A 15,244-nucleotide genomic window follows, 5' to 3' on the forward strand; every position below is an offset into this window, starting at 1 on the left:
TGAATAATCTACATATTCATTATTAACAATTGTTCCTGGCTGCTTCGGAGGAGTCGCAGATGATCGAGTTCCGCAGCGTGATCGATGAGATGCTCGCCACACCCAACCGGCCCGCAGGTGCGACGCCTCCCCCGATCCGGCTCTCCCAGAACGAGATGCCCTGGCGCCCGGCGGACGTCATCGTCGACGCCATGGTGGCCGCCGTGGACAACGCGCACCGCTATCCCGACTACCACCGTGCCGCGGCCCGGCGCGCGATCGCCGACTCGATCGGCGTGGACGCCGACCGCATCGCCATCGACAACGGATCGGGATCGCTGCTGCACGGCGCCGCGCGACTGGTGTGCGAACCCGGTGCCGACGGCGTCTACTGCTGGCCGTCGTTCGAGGCGTACGTGGCCGCGCTGGGGCTCGCCGGCGCGCACCGCACCCCCGTCGGCCTGGCCGCCGACGGCGCCATGGACCTGCCCGCCATGCTCGCGGCGATCGGCGATGACACCCGCATCGTCTACCTGTGCAATCCCAACAACCCCACCGGCGGCTTCGTCGCGGCGGTGGAGATCCGCGACTTCCTCGCGCAGGTCCCCGCGAACGTGCTCGTCGTGCTCGACGAGGCGTACCGCGAGTTCGTCACCGCCGAGCCGGTGGAGGCCACCACGGCGCTGCTCGACGAGTTCGAGAACCTGATCATCCTGCGCACGCTGTCGAAGTCGCACGGGCTCGCGGGAGTGCGCGCCGGATACGCCGTCTCGTCCCCGCGCATCGCAGAGGCGCTGCGCCGAACCTCGGTCGGATTCGCCCTGAACAGCCTGGCAGAGGCCGCGGTCATCGCCGCCTTCGGCGCCGAGGCGCAGGCGATCGCCGACGAGCGGATCGCGATCATCGTCGCCGAGCGCGAGCGGATGCAGGCGGCGCTGACCGACGCGGGGGTGTCCTTCCTGCCGAGCCAGTCGAACTTCATCTTCATCCACGGCGACGCGGGCGAGCTGATGGGCCGCTTCGCCGATCAGGGCGTGCTGGCGCGTCCGTTCCCGCAGTCCGGGGGAGTCCGCGTGACCGTGGGGCTCCCGAGCGAGAACGACGCGGCGCTGGCTGCACTGCTGTAAACAGGGCGGCTCCGACACAGTGTCGGAACTGCCGCAGAGGACTTCGGAGCGGGAACGGATGCCCGCTCCGAGGGTCCGTTCATACGCTGTCATGACAGATGGACGCAGTGGTCCCGCCCGAGGGGACCGCGGTGGATCCGAGGAGCCCGAAGGGATGTGGGAGTGACTGCCACGATCGATTTCCAACGCGATCGGCGGGCGTCGATCCGGCGCTCCGTGACGAGCACCGCCCTGTGGGGCCTGTTCGTCTTCGTGCTCGCCCTGGTGTTCATCTACCCGGTCTCGATGATCGTCATCGGCGCGTTCCGCGACGGTCTCCCGTCCGACAACGCCCCGTTCACGATCCAGGGTCTGATCGTCGCGTTCCAGGACCCCGGCACGTGGCAGACCATGTGGAACTCGGTCGTCCTCGTGCTGGTGTGCGGCACGATCTCGGTCGCCGGCGGCGGACTGTTCGCCTGGATGGCGGCGAACACGAACGTTCCCGGACGGCGGATGCTGACCGGTCTGATGGCGCTGAACCTGTTCGTGCCGCCCCTGTTCCACACCCTCGGCTGGATCATGCTCGGCAACCCGCAGAACGGCCTGCTGAACCAGCTCGGACGCGCGCTGGGCATGACGGGTCCGTTGCTGAACATCCAGTCCTGGGGCGGACTGATCCTGCTCCTGTCGCTCGGCTACATGCCGTTCGCGTACCTGCTGATGCTGGGCGCCTTCAAGAACCGGGACCAGTCCCTCGACGAGGCGGCCGCCATCAGCGGCGCGGGCACGGCGCGCACCTTCTTCACGATCACGATCCCCTCGGTGGGGCCCGCCATCACAGGCGCGGCGATCCTCGTCGCCGTGCTGGTCTTCCAGTCCTTCGACAGCCCGCAGCTGATCGGGCGGCAGGCCAACATCTTCGTGTTCTCGACGCAGATCTACCACTACGTGCGGGATCAGGCGCCGGCGGAGTACACCAAGGCGTTCGCCCTCTCGCTGGTGCTGATCATCCTGGTGCTCGTGCTCTTCCTCGCCCAGCGGTGGCTGCTGCGCGGGCGCAGCTTCACCACGCTCACCGGGAAGACCTCGCGGCGCGAGCCGTTGGAGCTCGGCCCGTTCCGCTGGGTGCTCTCCGCCCTGATCGTCGTCTTCATGCTGCTGAACCTCGTGCTGCCGCTGTTCGCGATGATCCTCGGGAGCCTGCAGCCGATCTTCGGCGTCATGAGCACGGGCCTCACGTTCGACAACTACGTGCAGATGCTCACTGACCCGCAGTTCCGCGACAGCCTGGTGCTGACGGCGTGGCTGGCCATCGTCGGCGGTTTCGGCTCGATCGCGGTCGCGCTCCTGACCACCTACGTCACCGCTCGGCGCACCGGCTTCATCCGCTCCTACACCTCGTTCGCGGTGTGGATCCCGTGGGCGCTGCCCGGCATCGTCCTCGCGCTGGCGTACATGTTCGCCGTCCTCTACCTGCCTGCGTTCCGCAGCCTCTACGGCACCGCCTTCCTGATGACGCTCGTGCTCATCGTCGCCACGATCCCGGTCTCCAGCCGGATCGCCGAAGGTGCGCTCGCCCAGCTCTCCCCGGAGCTCGAGGAGGCGGCGCGCACCGCAGGGGCCGCGACCCCGCGGGTGCTGCTGACCATCGTCTTCCGCCTGGTCATCCCCAGCTTCCTGTCCGGATGGTTCCTGTCGGCGCTGTTCATCTCCGGCAACCTCGCGGTGCCGATGCTGCTGGCCCCTCCCGGGCTGCAGCCGGTGTCGCTCACGGCCTTCGAGCAGTTCCTGCTCGGCAACATGTCGCAGGGCGCGGCGCTGTTCCTGATCATCCTGGTCGCCGCCATGGCCGTGCTCGGCCTCGCCGCCCTGTCCATGAGGATCGGCACCCTGCTGCGAGACAAGCCCGGGCACGCCCCGTCGCCCGTGATCTCCGGAGCGGCTCAACCCTCAGTTCTGTACCCGAACACCACCCACCGAGAGGAAGAATGATGAAGTTCTCCCGCAACACCATGAAGATGACCACGGCAGTGCTCGCCACCGGCATGCTGCTGACCCTCGCCGCCTGCTCATCGGGCGGTGACCCCGCCCCGAAGTCCGACAAGCCGGTCGAGGTTCCCGGCGCCAGCGCCGACGGCAACGCCTACATGAACGAGCTCTACGACAAGGCCGTCAAGGACGGCAAGACCGACGTCGTGCTCTACGGCCCCAGCGTCACCGCGCAGAAGGCCCTGTTCAAGGTGTTCACCGACCGCTTCCCCGGGATCAAGATCGTTCCGCAGAACCAGCCGGATGCCCAGAGCATCACCAAGATCGAGACCGAGGCGCAGAGCGGCAACAAGATCGCCGACATCTACGACGGCGGCGAGTCGCCGCAGGTGGCCGCCAAGCCCGACATCTGCACCAAGGCCGACGTGCGCACCGGTCCCGACGGGTTCGAGATCCCGACCAACATGGACGGCCGGCTCACCTACTACGCGATGCGCTACTTCGTCTTCGTCTACAACACCGACATGGTGAAGGAGAGCGAGGCGCCCAAGAACTGGCACGACCTGCTCGACCCGAAGTGGAAGGGCAAGATCACCATCGGCGACCCGACGGTCCCCGGTGGCGTGCGCTACATCCTCACCTCGCTGATGGTGGACGAGGGCGGCAGCGCCGAGAAGTGGGGCAAGCCGTTCATGGAGAAGCTCGCCAAGCAGGACCTCCAGTTCGCGCAGTCCGAGCCCAACGTCCCGGCTGACGTGGCCAGCGGCCGCTTCCCAATCGGCATCGCCGTCTACCAGGGCTTCTACGAGGACACCAAGGCGAAGGGTGCTCCCATCGCGGCCGTCTTCCCGCTCGACGACGGAGGCAACTTCATGTCGCGCACCGGCATGTGCATGGTGAAGGAGAGCCCGCACGCCGACGCCGCCCAGCTGTACATCAACTGGCTGTACTCGCCCGAGGGGCAGCAGGCGCTCGCCGAGAAGAACAACTCCTACGGCTGGACTCCTGCGGCTCCCGGCCCGAAGGGCGCTCCCGCGCTCGAGAAGCTCGGTCGCCTGCCCTTCTCCAACCCCGACCCCGAGTTCAACAAGCCCTACTTCGAGTTCCTGGACTCCCAGTTCAAGAAGTAGTCGCTTCCCTTCTTCAATCCTGTAGAGAGCGTGGATCAGCATGACTGAGGTCCTGGTATCCGGACTGACCAAGCGGTACGGCAGCAAGTCGGCACTGCACGGACTCGATCTGACGATCGGATCCGGCGAGTTCGTCACCCTCCTCGGCCCCTCGGGCTGCGGGAAGACGACGACGCTGCGCTGCCTGGCCGGCTTGGAGCGTCCCACCACGGGCCGAGTCGTGATGGGGGATCGGACGGTCGTCGACATCGAGCGGCGCACCTTCGTGCCGGCCGACAAGCGTCAGGTCGGCATGGTCTTCCAGAGCTACGCCCTGTGGCCGCACATGAGCGTGTCGGAGAACGTCGCGTACCCGCTCAAGGTGGCGCGCGTCCCCACCAGGGAGCGCGTCGCGCGCGTCGGCGAGATGCTCGACGCGGTCGGCCTCGCAGGATATGAGAAGCGTCCCGTCACCGCCCTGTCGGGCGGCCAGCAGCAGCGCGTCGCACTGGCGCGCGCCCTGGCCGCCCGACCGGGCATCATCTTCTACGACGAGCCGCTGTCGAACCTCGACAGCAAGCTGCGCTGCCAGATGGGGCAGCAGGTCAGGGCGCTGCACAACCAGTTCCAGACCACCTCGGTCTACGTCACGCACGACCAGGAGGAGGCGATCACGCTCTCCGACCGCATCATCGTGATGAGCGAGGGCGAGATCGTGCAGGACGGCGCCCCGTCCGAGCTCTACGACCACCCGCGGTCGACGTACGTCGCCGACTTCATGGGGTTCCAGAACATCCTCCCGGGGACCGTCGTCGCCGTCTCCGACGGCCGCGCCGACATCCGCGTCGACGACACCTCGCTGGTGGTGACCGGCGTGGCGACCACCGACGTTGTCGTCGGCGAGCGGGCCGACGTCGCCTTCCGCGCGGCGCACGTGCGCGTGGACCGGCATCCATCGGCATCCGGAGCCGGACGGTTCGTCGGCGTGGTGGAGCGCACCACGTACCTCGGCAGCGCCGTCAACCTGCTCGTGCGCGCCGACGGCATCCCGCTGCGCGTCCGGGTGGAGATCTCCGAGCTGAGCGCCGACGAGATCCCGCGCGAGGGCGAGCAGCTGTCGTTCGCCGTCGCGCCGGCCCGGGCGGTCGTGATCTCGCAGCAGAAGCAGCAGAGCGAGAGCGAATACCTCACCGTCGCGACCAACGCGATCGTCTCGCCCCGTTGACCGACCGATCCTGAGAGGAACACCATGAGTGATCTGCCCACCCCCCGCTCCGACGGGCCGCGCATCCGCGAGCTCGCCGAGATCGGCGGACGCTCCGACACGCGCGATGTGCTCGCGCACGCGACCAAGCAGGCGCAGGAGAGCTACGACGACTACTTCATCGTCGACATCGACGCCCACGTCTCCGAGGATCACTTCTGGAAAGAGGTGCTCGATCTCATCGACAACGACGTCTGGAAGCAGATCGGTCTGCAGCAGTACGCCGGCTTCGGCGGCGGCAACGCCCTGCTGAACATCCAGCCCGGCATGTCGCACCAGAGCGTCGGCGGCCGGATCGGCCACCAGGGCCGCAAGGAGCCGGTCGGCCCCGACGACGGGCATCCGTTCGTCACCGCGGCCCGGCGCGGGATGGATGCCATGGGCCTGGACTACCAGGTCGTCTTCCCGAGCGCGATGCTGCTGCTCGGCATGCATCCGCAGGATGAGGTCGAGGTCGTCCTGGGCAGGGCGTTCAACCGCTGGCTCACGGAGGTCATCCTTCCGCCGAACCCGCGCCTGAAGGGCATGCTGTACCTGCCCTACAACACCCCTGAGGTGTGCGAGGAACTGGTCGAGAAGTACGCCGACGACCCCGGCATCATCGGGTACACGGTGTGCTCCACCCGGAACAACCCGGTGCACTCCGACGTGTACACCCGCCTCTACAAGCTCATCGAGGACAGCGGCAAGCCGCTCGCCTTCCACTCCGGCTACCACTGGGGCGACCCCTCGTTCTCCCAGCTGAACCGCTTCCTCTCGATGCACGCGCTCTCGTTCACGCACTACAACCAGATCCACGTCACCAACTGGATCATCAACGCGATGCCCGAGCGCTTCCCCAAGCTCAAGATGGTCTGGGTGGAGAGCGGCCTGGCGTGGATCCCGTTCCTCATGCAGCGGCTCGACCACGAGGTGCTCATGCGCCCGAGCGAGGCCCCCGGCCTCAAGCGCCTCCCGAGCGAGTACATGAAGGAGATGTGGTACACGACGCAGCCGATGGAGCGCACCAACATGGAGCTGCTCGAGGCGACCATGAAGTCCTTCAACGCCGAGACCCAGCTGCTTTACTCGTCCGACTGGCCGCACTGGGACTGGGACGCGCCCTCGACGATCACGCGTCTGCCGTTCCTCTCCGAGCAGGCCAAGCGCAACATCCTGGGGCTGAACGCCGCACGAGTGTTCAACCTCCCGACCGACCGACAGAAGCCCTCTGCAGAGCAGGTGCTGCAGGACCGACCTGGGATCTCGTGATGACTGAAACGAACACCACCACCGCTGAGCTCGCCGAGCTTCAGGGCCTCGTCGCCCGGCTCGGTGAGCTGACCCACCACGTCACCGAGCAGGAGCTCGGCGCCGAGGTGTCCGACGAGCAGATCGCCGACATCCTGTACGCGGCCGCGCGGCTGTTCTCCGCGAAGCGGGATCGGGTCGGCAAGATCGCCTGGCCGATCCGCGAGGACGCGCTGAACGCCACCGAGACCGTGGTGCTGGTGACGGCGCTGCTGGATGCCGCTGACGTCAACCTGTTCGACATGGCGATCTGGTACCGGAGAGCGGAATGAGCGCTCAGATCGTGCGTCGCGACGTGGTGGTCGCGAGCCTCGCCGACCTGAAGGAGCGCGAGCGCATCGTCTTCGACGTGGACGGCACGGAGTTCGGCGTGTACTTCCACGACGGTGAGGTGCGCGCCTGGTACAACGTCTGCCCGCACCAGGGCGGGCCGGTGTGCCAGGGCAAGATCATGCCGCGCACGGTGCAGCTCGTCCGCGGGGAGGGCGGGCTCAAGAGCGGCGGGCCCGGGCACCACCCGAACGACCGGAACATCGTCTGCCCCTGGCACGGCTTCGAGTTCGACATCCTCACGGGCAAGCACCCCGCCGATCAGAGCGTGGGTCTGCGCCGCCTGCCGGTGCGCGTCGAGGGCGACGACGTCATCGTCACGCTCTGACGCATACGCTGCGGCGGTGAAGGGCTCGGATGCCTCGGCATCCGAGCCCTTCGCAGGTTCCGGGTGGGTGGCGTCCTAATCTGGAAGCGTGAGCGAGTACACCCTCCGCGCGGCCCGCGCCTCCGACATCAACGGCATCCATGCGCTCCTGGAGCCGCTGGTCGAGCGACGCATCCTGCTCGGCAAGGACCTCGCGATCCTCTACGGCGCCGTGCAGGAGTTCGTGGTCGCCGAGGCGGACGGCGAGCTGATCGGATGCGGTGCCCTGCACGTCATGTGGGAGGACCTCGGCGAGGTGCGCACCCTGCTCGTGCGCGACGACTTCCTGCACCACGGCGTCGGTCGCGCGATCGTCGAGGCACTGGAGCAGCGTGCCCGCGAGCTCGGCCTGTCCCGGCTGTTCTGCCTCACCTTCGAAACGGGCTTCTTCACCCGCCGAGGGTTCGAGCCGATCGGCGAGCACATCGTCGACCCCGACGTGTACTCGCAGCTGCTCCGCAGCGGTGACGCCGGCGTGGAGGAGTTCCTCGACCTGGCGCACGTCAAGCCCAACACGCTCGGCAACACCAGGATGCTCAAGCACCTCGTCTAGCCTGGAGGCATGCCCCGTCAGTCCGCCGCCGTCTATCGCCGCCGGAGACTCGCCGTTCTGCTGATCCTCATCGTGGTGCTCGCTGTGATCACGGGCGGACTGTGGGTGGCCATCGCGCAGCCGTGGAAGACGGGCGCAGAGCCGGCGCCGAAGACGTCGTCCGCTCCGCCGACGGGCGGCACGGCGACGGATGCTCCGCCCACGACGCCGTCGGACTCGGCGAGCCCGGATCCGTCGGGAGACCCGTCGGCGACTCCGGGTGTGGTCGCCTGCGAGGCCGGCGACGTCGAGGTGACCGCGGTGACGGATGCCGAGACCTATGCCGCGGACGCGCTGCCGAAGCTGTCGATCACGCTCACCAACAAGAGCGACCGCGACTGCACGATGAACGTCGGGTCGGCGACGCAGAAGTTCACGATCACGAGCGGCAACGACGTCTGGTGGCGTTCGACGGACTGCCAGACCGATCCGAGCGATCAGATCGCGACGCTCACGGCGGGCGCGACCGTGAGCACCAAGACGCCGGTCGTGTGGGACCGCACCCGCTCGGCGGTGGGCACCTGCGACCAGCAGAACCGTGCCCGCGCCCCGGGCGGCGGGGCCTCGTACCACGTCGAGGTCTCGATCGGCGGTTTCGCCAGCGCGAGCACGCGGCAGATCATCCTGCGCTGATACCGGGTGCTCCCGGTGGATCGGGTCCGAATTTCCGCCCCGCGGACCAGTATTTTGGGATACCATGGAGTGTGGTTCTCCGAACAGTACGGTGAAGCCATCCCCAGTGGTGTCGGTATCAGCGTCCCCAGCGCTTCGACAATCATCGTGGTGAGAGCCAGAGGGCCCTCTCGAGTACCCCAGTCCCCAATGGAGGATTCGAGAGGGCCCCACTCCGTCCAGCCGACGGTCCCTCTCAGGCCGCGTCTCCTAGGCTGAGAACCATGGCGAAGAAGAGGGCCGGCGCGAAGCGCCCCGCACCCCAGGATTTCCGCTCCGAGGCCCTCGCGCAGGCGCTCGAGAAGCAGGACATGGCAGCGGTCGCCCTGGCGCTGCGCAACGGCAACACGGTCGTCCCCCTGATCAAGCCCGGTCCGCGAGACAACCCGCTCGACGGCGGCGAGGTCTGGACCTACCGTGACGCGGGCACGGGGGAGGTGGCGCTGCTGCTGTTCAGCGACGCGAAGCACAAGCCCGCGAACCTGCCGCCCGGCGTGGGCATCTACTCGCCGGCATGGCTGCGGGCGTTCCTGACCACGCACCGCGAGACCATCACCACGGTGTTCCTCGACATCGCCGGGCCCCACCCCATGCAGGCGCCGCCGGAGGAGCTGCTCAAGGCCCTCGAAGCCTGATCAGAACGGCGGGATGTCCCCTTCGGGGCGTCGCTCGGTCGTGTGCGAGCGGATGTCGCTGAGCGCGGAGCGCAACGTCTTCGAGCGATCGTCGACCACCTGGCGGTAGCCGAGCCGGGCTGCTTCGCTGCGGCGCTGCGGTGCCTGCGTCACGGGACGGATCTCTCCGGCCAGCGACAGCTCGCCGACGGCGGCGATCGTGCGCGGCACCGACCGCTGCGTGATCGCACCGGCCACCGCCACGGCTATCGCCAGGTCGGCGGCTGGCTCGGTGAAGCGCACCCCGCCCACGGTCGACACGTACACGTCGAGCTTGGACGTCTCGATGCCCGCGCGCCGCTCCAGGATCGCGAGCACCATCGCCACGCGCGACGAGTCGAGGCCGTGCACCACTCGACGCGGGTTCGGCGCGGCGGTGGCGATGGTCAGCGCCTGCACCTCCACCGGCAGAGCACGCCTGCCCTCCATCGCGATGGCCACGCAGGTGCCGGGCTCAGCGGCGCCCTGCGAGAGGAACAGCCCGCTGGGGTCGGGCACCTCGGCGATGCCGGCGCCGGTCATCTCGAAGCATCCGACCTCGTCGGTCGGGCCGAACCGGTTCTTCAGCGCACGGATGAACCGCAGTGCGGTCTGCCGGTCGCCCTCGAAGTGGCACACCACGTCGACGAGATGCTCCAGCACGCGCGGGCCGGCGACCTGGCCGTCCTTCGTGACGTGGCCGACGATGATCACCGGCAGCCCGCGGTCCTTCGCGATCCGGATCAGCGTCGCCGCCACCTCGCGCACCTGGCTGGGCTGGCCGGCGGCGCCGTCGATCAGGCCGGATGCGACGGTCTGCACCGAGTCGACGATGACCAGGTCCGGCCTGACCTCGTCGATGTGCCCGAGGATCGTGGCGAGGTCGGTCTCGCTGGCGAGGTAGAGCTCGTCGTGCAGGGCGCCGGTGCGCTCGGCGCGCAGCCGCACCTGGGCGGGCGACTCCTCTGCGCTCGCGTACAGCACCCGCCGTCCGGACCGGGCGGTGGACGCCGCCACTTCGAGCAGCAGCGTCGACTTGCCGACCCCGGGTTCGCCGCTGAGCAGGATCGCCGCACCCGGCACGATCCCGCCGCCGAGCACCCGGTCGAACTCGTCGACGCCGCTCGAGCGGCGCGGGGCGTCGCTCGTGGTGATCTGCGTGATGGGGCGCGCGGCGCGTTCGGCGGGCGGAGCCACCGCATCCGTCTGCCGGACGAGGCCGGTCTTCGCGCCCTGCTCCTGCACCGTGCCCCACTGCTGGCACTCGCCGCACCGGCCCACCCACTTCGCCGTCGTCCAGCCGCACTCCGTGCAGACGAAGGCGGGCGGTGCAGGACGACGGGTGGTGGCCATGCTGCAAGGCTATCCGCGGCATCCGACACCGCCCGGGCCGCGCGCCGGGCATCCGGATCCGCGCTCGCCGGAGCATTATTCACGGCCCGTTCCCGACCGGGCGTGTCGGCACTCTGGGAGGATGGAGGCATGACAGGTGGCGGGGCCGTGTACGGGCCGATCTCGAGCTACTCGCGGGTGCGGATCCTGCACCTGCTGTTCGAAGCCGGCACCGTGCAGAGCCGCCCGGAGCTCACCATCGGGGAGCTGTGCGAGGCCACAGGGCTGCACCCCAACACGGTCCGCGAGCATCTGCAGCGGCTGATCGACGGCGGCTACGTCATCCAGAGCATCGAGCACCGCACCACCCGCGGCCGCCCGCGCACGCTGTACAGCGCCGCGACCGGCCTGCCGGAGGCCTCCAGCCCCGTCGCGCGCGACAAGGTCGCGGAGGCCGCCCGCCGCGGCGACATGATGCGCCGCATCCTCGCCGAGGAGGACTCGGGGCTCGGCCGGGAGGCCACCTATCAGCTGGACGCCCTGATCGAGCACCTCGAGGAGAGCGGCTTCGAGCCCGTCATCGACGAGCGCGAACTGACCGTCGAGCTCAGCCCCTGCCCGCACGCGGCGAGCGCGCCCGAGCACCGGCCGACGCTGTGCCAGGTGCACCTCGGACTGATGCAGGGTGTGCTGAACCAGGCCGGCGGCCCGATCGCCGCGGACTGCGTGCGGGCCGCCGCGCGCCCGGAGGAGTGCACGGTGCAGCTGCGGCTCGACGCGGCCTGATCGCGGATGTCGTGCGCTTCGCGCGGAGCATCCGATTCCAGTGCTGGAATCGAGACGTGCACTTCGCGCGGATTTGTGCGCTTCGCGCGGACGGATGCCGGGAATTCATCCGCGGGAAGCGCACAAATCCGCGTCAACTGCACGCCGGACGCCGCCTGATCAGGCCTCGGACGCCAGCAGCGCGTTCAGCTCCGCGGTGATGCTCGCCCGCAGGGCGTCGTGCCTGGCATCCAGCTCATGCGCCGGGTCGCGCCAGTGCGAGGCATCGTACATCCAGACCGGCTTGCGCACGATGTCCTCCGGCTCCCACTCGTAACGCGGCCAGATGTGCGCGTGCACGAACGCGTCGGTGTTGCCGAGGATCTCGATGTTCATCCGCCGGAACGCCGGATCGTGCGCGCGGCAGGCGCGCTCCACGGCGGTCGCCAGCAGATCGACGTCGGCCAGGTACTGCACCCGCTCCGCGCGCGGCAGGTCGGCCAGCGCCGTGGCATCCGGCACCCGGCTCAGGAGCACGCTGTACCCCGGCAAGAACTGCACGTCGCCGATCACGGCGTACCCCGCCGGTGTCGTCGCCAGCAGTGTCGGATTCTCGCCGCGGGCCGCCGACCCGATCCTGTCTTCACGCCAGTCCATGCCCACGAGCCTAGATAACCTGGACGCATGACCCCGACCTCCTCCCAGCCTCAGGGCGCGCTGCTCGTCGGCAGCGTGAACTACGACGACGCCGAGAAGACCATGAGCACCGCGTCCGCGATGCTCGGCGACCTCCTGCGCCGCATCCCCGACGGCGAGGTCGGTCGGCGGTTCCACTGGATCATGTTCCAGCCCGACGTGCTGGGCCAGGCGGACGGCATCGAGCGGGTCGGTGACGAGCCGCGCCTGCTGCGGGGAATCGACATCCGGCCGCTGCGTCTCGCCGAGGGCGTCGACGCCGCGGGCATCCAGCTGCCGCCGCTCGGCTACGCGGATGCCGCGATCGAGTCCTACGCGATCTTCAGGCGTCTGCGCGATGCCGGTGACATCGCCGCCGGCGTCCGCTTCCAGGTCTCCCTGCCGACTCCCGTGGCCGTGGTCTCCTCCTACTTCAGCGGCGACGACCGCGCAGCGATCGACCCGGTCTACACGGCCGCGATGCGGCGCGAGCTGGACCGCATCCTCTCCGCGATCCCGCACGACGACCTCTCGATCCAGTGGGACGTCGCCAGCGAGCTCGGCATCATCGAGCGCGCCTCCGGCTACGGGAGGACGATGGAGGCCTGGTGGCCCGGCGACCCGTTCACCGGGCTCGTCGAGCGTCTGGTCGCCCTGATCGACGCCGTCCCGGCCGGCGTCGAGGCCGGCGTGCACCTCTGCTACGGCGACGCGGGGGAGAAGCACTTCGTCGAGCCCTCCGACGCGGCGACGCTCGTCCGGTTCGCCAACGCCGTCATCGCGGCATCCGCTCGCGACCTCACCTGGCTGCACCTGCCCGTGCCGATCGACCGCGACGACGAGGCCTACTTCGCTCCGCTGGCCGACCTCGCCCCGACCTCGGAGCTCTACCTCGGACTCGTGCACCGCGAGGACGGTGCCGAGGGTGCGCGACGGCGCATCGCCGCAGCATCCGCCGTCGTCGACCGCTTCGGCGTCGCGACGGAATGCGGCATCGGCCGCGCCCCGGCGGGCACCACCGAGGGGATTCTGCAGACCCACGCCGAGGTCGCCTCCGCCTGGTGACACCGCGGGTGAGTAGCATATGACGCATGACTCACCTTGTGACCGGTGACCGATGAGCGGCTTCGGCGCCCTCCTCTCACCCGCTGAGAGCCTGCGCGAGCAGGTCGAGGGGCAGCTCGCGTCGCGGATCGTCTCCGGTGAGATCCCGCCGGGGCAGGTGCTGACCGTGCCCACGCTGGCCGGCGACTTCGGCGTCAGTGCCACGCCCGTGCGCGAGGCGATGCTGAACCTCGCCCGCCGCGGCTTCCTGCGCCCCATCCGCAACCGCGGCTTCGAGGTGACCGAGGTCTCGCCCGACGAGCTGCGGGAGCTGACCGAGGTGCGGATGCTGCTGGAGGCGCCGCCCATGCGGCAGGTCGCCGGCATGCTCGACGACGCCACCGTGGCGAGTCTGCGCGAGACGGCAGATCGCATCGTGAACGCGGCGAAGACCGGGAAGTTCGACGAGTACCTCGCCGCCGACACCGAGTTCCACCTGCGCATCCTGCAGTGCACCGGCAACCGCAAGCTGGTCGAGACCGTGCGCGAGCTGCGCCAGCAGACCCGTCTGGTGGGCCTCGTGCGCCTGGCCGAGACGGATGCCCTGATCTCCACCTCCCTCGAGCACGCCGAGCTCGTGGATCTCCTCGTCGCGGGTCGCGGCGAGGAGGCCGAAGCGCTCATGCGCAGGCACATCCACCACGTCGGCGGCGTCTGGAGCGGCCACGAGGAGGAGTGATCGATCCGTGCATCACGGATAGGTCTCGGAGGGTTCCGCTGATGCCCCGATGTGAGTAATGTGTCACGTGCTATTAGATGGCAATGCAATGAGGCATCCAGGAGGACCAGCACATGCATACCCGTACCCCGCGCATCCGACGCGCACTGTCCATCGCCGCAGCGATCGGCGCCATCATCATCACCGCGGGCTGCTCGGGCGGCCTCGGCGGAGGCGGCACCTCCGGCGGCAGCAGTGACGGCCCCATCAAGATCGGCATGCTCGCCCCGTTCTCGGGCAGTGAGTCGGCCTTCGGCAACTACATGAAGAACGGCGCGCAGCTCGCCATCGACGAGATCAACGCGAAGGGCGGCGTCGACGGACGCAAGCTCGAGCTCGAGGTCCAGGACGACGCCTGCGACGCGACCACCTCCGTGGCCGCCGCCAACAAGCTCGTCACCGACGGCGTCGTCGCCTCGGTCGGCGGCTACTGCTCGGGCGCGACCCTGCCGACCCTGCCGATCTTCAACGAGGCCAAGATCCCGATGGTGATCCCCGCCGCCAACTCGAACGAGCTGGTCAAGCAGAAGCTCCCCGGCGTCTTCCTGATCAACGGCACCGGCACGCAGCAGGCTGCCGCGGCGGTGAAGTACGCGCAGAAGTCCGGCGCGAAGACCGTCGCCGCGATCAACGACGCGACCGCCTACTCCAAGGACCTCGCCGACTCGTTCGCCCAGCAGGCGAAGGACGCCGGCCTCACCGTCGACTTCAACGCCGTGATCACCCCCGGTGAGAACGACTACTCCGCCGTCGCGACCCAGCTCGCGAACGCGAAGCCCGACCTCGTCTACTGGACCGGCTACTACCAGGAGGGCGGCCTCATCGTCCGCCAGTCGACGGACGCCGGCTTCGAGGGCACCTTCCTCGTCGGCGACGGCTCGGTCGACGCGAAGTTCGCGCAGATCGCGGGCAAGGGCTACACCGAGCACGTGCTCGGCACCTTCACCCAGACGCCCGACATGCTCAAGGGCGCCGACAAGTGGATCGCCGACTACAAGAAGCTCGCGGGCGCCGACCCCGGCCCGTACTCCACCCAGGCCTACGACGCGGTCAACGTCGTGGCCGAGGCGATGACGACGGCCAAGGGCACCGACTTCGACAAGGTGGTCAAGGCGCTCGAGGGGCTGAAGGACTTCAAGACCCTGGGCGGCCCGCTCACGTTCATGCCCGACCACACCCGTTCCGGCGGCGGCTTCGTGATCGTCTCCATCGACCCGAGCTCCGGCCAGTTCGTCCTCAAGGACGACCTGCAGGGCTGATCCGATCCGGGCGGGACGGCGCAGGCCGTCCCGCCCG

Annotated in this window: 16 protein-coding genes; 14 read left to right on the plus strand and 2 right to left on the minus strand. The window is 69.0% G+C overall.

Annotated elements, in window-relative coordinates; all coding sequences use genetic code 11:
* Nucleotides 1-59 precede the first annotated feature (59 nt).
* The 10 genes from ACTJJ4_RS08405 (at nt 60) to ACTJJ4_RS08450 (ending at nt 9,336) form a co-directional block, all read left to right on the plus strand.
* Nucleotides 60-1,106, plus strand: coding sequence for a pyridoxal phosphate-dependent aminotransferase (locus ACTJJ4_RS08405; RefSeq protein WP_440942908.1), 1,047 nt, complete (start codon nt 60-62; stop codon nt 1,104-1,106).
* Between the two features lie 216 nt (nt 1,107-1,322).
* Complete coding sequence (locus ACTJJ4_RS08410) at nt 1,323-3,080, plus strand: ABC transporter permease (protein WP_440942909.1); 1,758 nt, start codon at nt 1,323-1,325, stop codon at nt 3,078-3,080.
* Nucleotides 3,080-4,207 carry an ABC transporter substrate-binding protein gene (locus ACTJJ4_RS08415; protein ID WP_440942910.1) on the plus strand — a complete coding sequence of 376 codons (1,128 nt, stop codon included), beginning with the start codon at nt 3,080-3,082 and terminating at the stop codon, nt 4,205-4,207. The genes ACTJJ4_RS08410 and ACTJJ4_RS08415 overlap by 1 nt, the downstream gene beginning before the upstream one ends.
* A 40-nt stretch (nt 4,208-4,247) precedes the next feature.
* Nucleotides 4,248-5,411 carry an ABC transporter ATP-binding protein gene (locus ACTJJ4_RS08420; protein ID WP_440942911.1) on the plus strand — a complete coding sequence of 388 codons (1,164 nt, stop codon included), beginning with the start codon at nt 4,248-4,250 and terminating at the stop codon, nt 5,409-5,411.
* 24 nt (nt 5,412-5,435) lie between these two features.
* Entirely contained in the window at nt 5,436-6,701 is a 1,266-nt protein-coding gene (locus tag ACTJJ4_RS08425) for an amidohydrolase family protein (RefSeq protein WP_440942912.1), read from the plus strand.
* A complete protein-coding gene (locus tag ACTJJ4_RS08430; RefSeq protein WP_440942913.1) occupies nt 6,701-7,012 on the plus strand; it encodes a hypothetical protein in 312 nt (103 codons plus the stop codon). Before ACTJJ4_RS08425 ends, ACTJJ4_RS08430 begins: the two co-directional genes overlap by 1 nt.
* Nucleotides 7,009-7,398 carry a Rieske (2Fe-2S) protein gene (locus ACTJJ4_RS08435; protein ID WP_440942914.1) on the plus strand — a complete coding sequence of 130 codons (390 nt, stop codon included), beginning with the start codon at nt 7,009-7,011 and terminating at the stop codon, nt 7,396-7,398. Before ACTJJ4_RS08430 ends, ACTJJ4_RS08435 begins: the two co-directional genes overlap by 4 nt.
* Nucleotides 7,399-7,486: 88 nt before the next feature.
* Nucleotides 7,487-7,990, plus strand: coding sequence for an amino-acid N-acetyltransferase (locus tag ACTJJ4_RS08440; protein ID WP_292700183.1), 504 nt, complete (start codon nt 7,487-7,489; stop codon nt 7,988-7,990).
* 9 nt (nt 7,991-7,999) lie between these two features.
* Nucleotides 8,000-8,662, plus strand: a complete 663-nt coding sequence (locus ACTJJ4_RS08445; protein ID WP_440942915.1) for a hypothetical protein — start codon at nt 8,000-8,002, stop codon at nt 8,660-8,662.
* A 263-nt stretch (nt 8,663-8,925) separates the two neighbouring features.
* Nucleotides 8,926-9,336, plus strand: coding sequence for a dehydrogenase (locus ACTJJ4_RS08450; RefSeq protein WP_440942916.1), 411 nt, complete (start codon nt 8,926-8,928; stop codon nt 9,334-9,336).
* On the opposite strand, the gene radA is transcribed toward ACTJJ4_RS08450, so the two are convergent.
* Nucleotides 9,337-10,707 (minus strand): DNA repair protein RadA, encoded by a 1,371-nt coding sequence (gene radA, locus ACTJJ4_RS08455; RefSeq protein WP_440942917.1) that lies wholly within the window; start codon nt 10,705-10,707, stop codon nt 9,337-9,339. It lies immediately after the preceding gene.
* A 129-nt stretch (nt 10,708-10,836) separates the two neighbouring features.
* On the opposite strand from radA, the gene ACTJJ4_RS08460 reads away from it, so the two are divergent.
* Nucleotides 10,837-11,472, plus strand: a complete 636-nt coding sequence (locus ACTJJ4_RS08460) for a helix-turn-helix transcriptional regulator (protein ID WP_440942918.1) — start codon at nt 10,837-10,839, stop codon at nt 11,470-11,472.
* 159 nt (nt 11,473-11,631) lie between these two features.
* On the opposite strand, the gene ACTJJ4_RS08465 is transcribed toward ACTJJ4_RS08460, so the two are convergent.
* Entirely contained in the window at nt 11,632-12,108 is a 477-nt protein-coding gene (locus tag ACTJJ4_RS08465; protein ID WP_440942919.1) for an HIT family protein, read from the minus strand.
* A gap of 27 nt (nt 12,109-12,135) precedes the next feature.
* Here ACTJJ4_RS08465 and ACTJJ4_RS08470 point away from each other — a divergent pair, with 27 nt between their 5' ends.
* The 3 genes from ACTJJ4_RS08470 (at nt 12,136) to ACTJJ4_RS08480 (ending at nt 15,207) form a co-directional block, all read left to right on the plus strand.
* Complete coding sequence (locus ACTJJ4_RS08470; RefSeq protein ID WP_440942920.1) at nt 12,136-13,191, plus strand: hypothetical protein; 1,056 nt, start codon at nt 12,136-12,138, stop codon at nt 13,189-13,191.
* 52 nt (nt 13,192-13,243) lie between these two features.
* Nucleotides 13,244-13,909, plus strand: a complete 666-nt coding sequence (locus ACTJJ4_RS08475) for a GntR family transcriptional regulator (protein WP_440942921.1) — start codon at nt 13,244-13,246, stop codon at nt 13,907-13,909.
* 113 nt (nt 13,910-14,022) lie between these two features.
* Nucleotides 14,023-15,207 carry a branched-chain amino acid ABC transporter substrate-binding protein gene (locus tag ACTJJ4_RS08480; RefSeq protein ID WP_440942922.1) on the plus strand — a complete coding sequence of 395 codons (1,185 nt, stop codon included), beginning with the start codon at nt 14,023-14,025 and terminating at the stop codon, nt 15,205-15,207.
* The last annotated feature ends 37 nt before the right edge of the window (nt 15,208-15,244 follow it).

The organism is Microbacterium sp. 22195, from assembly GCF_052056515.1.
Taxonomy (GTDB): Bacteria; Actinomycetota; Actinomycetes; order Actinomycetales; family Microbacteriaceae; genus Microbacterium.

Excerpts from the sequence above, each read along its gene's own strand:
- ACTJJ4_RS08405 (WP_440942908.1), top strand. The coding sequence starts at position 60 with ATGATCGAGTTCCGCAGCGTGATCGATGAGATGCTCGCCACACCCAAC.
- ACTJJ4_RS08415 (WP_440942910.1), top strand. The coding sequence starts at position 3,080 with ATGAAGTTCTCCCGCAACACCATGAAGATGACCACGGCAGTGCTCGCC.
- ACTJJ4_RS08420 (WP_440942911.1), top strand. The coding sequence starts at position 4,248 with ATGACTGAGGTCCTGGTATCCGGACTGACCAAGCGGTACGGCAGCAAG.
- ACTJJ4_RS08425 (WP_440942912.1), top strand. The coding sequence starts at position 5,436 with ATGAGTGATCTGCCCACCCCCCGCTCCGACGGGCCGCGCATCCGCGAG.
- ACTJJ4_RS08430 (WP_440942913.1), top strand. The coding sequence starts at position 6,701 with ATGACTGAAACGAACACCACCACCGCTGAGCTCGCCGAGCTTCAGGGC.
- ACTJJ4_RS08435 (WP_440942914.1), top strand. The coding sequence starts at position 7,009 with ATGAGCGCTCAGATCGTGCGTCGCGACGTGGTGGTCGCGAGCCTCGCC.
- ACTJJ4_RS08445 (WP_440942915.1), top strand. The coding sequence starts at position 8,000 with ATGCCCCGTCAGTCCGCCGCCGTCTATCGCCGCCGGAGACTCGCCGTT.
- ACTJJ4_RS08450 (WP_440942916.1), top strand. The coding sequence starts at position 8,926 with ATGGCGAAGAAGAGGGCCGGCGCGAAGCGCCCCGCACCCCAGGATTTC.
- radA (WP_440942917.1), bottom strand. The coding sequence starts at position 10,707 with ATGGCCACCACCCGTCGTCCTGCACCGCCCGCCTTCGTCTGCACGGAG.
- ACTJJ4_RS08460 (WP_440942918.1), top strand. The coding sequence starts at position 10,837 with ATGACAGGTGGCGGGGCCGTGTACGGGCCGATCTCGAGCTACTCGCGG.
- ACTJJ4_RS08465 (WP_440942919.1), bottom strand. The coding sequence starts at position 12,108 with ATGGACTGGCGTGAAGACAGGATCGGGTCGGCGGCCCGCGGCGAGAAT.
- ACTJJ4_RS08470 (WP_440942920.1), top strand. The coding sequence starts at position 12,136 with ATGACCCCGACCTCCTCCCAGCCTCAGGGCGCGCTGCTCGTCGGCAGC.
- ACTJJ4_RS08475 (WP_440942921.1), top strand. The coding sequence starts at position 13,244 with ATGAGCGGCTTCGGCGCCCTCCTCTCACCCGCTGAGAGCCTGCGCGAG.
- ACTJJ4_RS08480 (WP_440942922.1), top strand. The coding sequence starts at position 14,023 with ATGCATACCCGTACCCCGCGCATCCGACGCGCACTGTCCATCGCCGCA.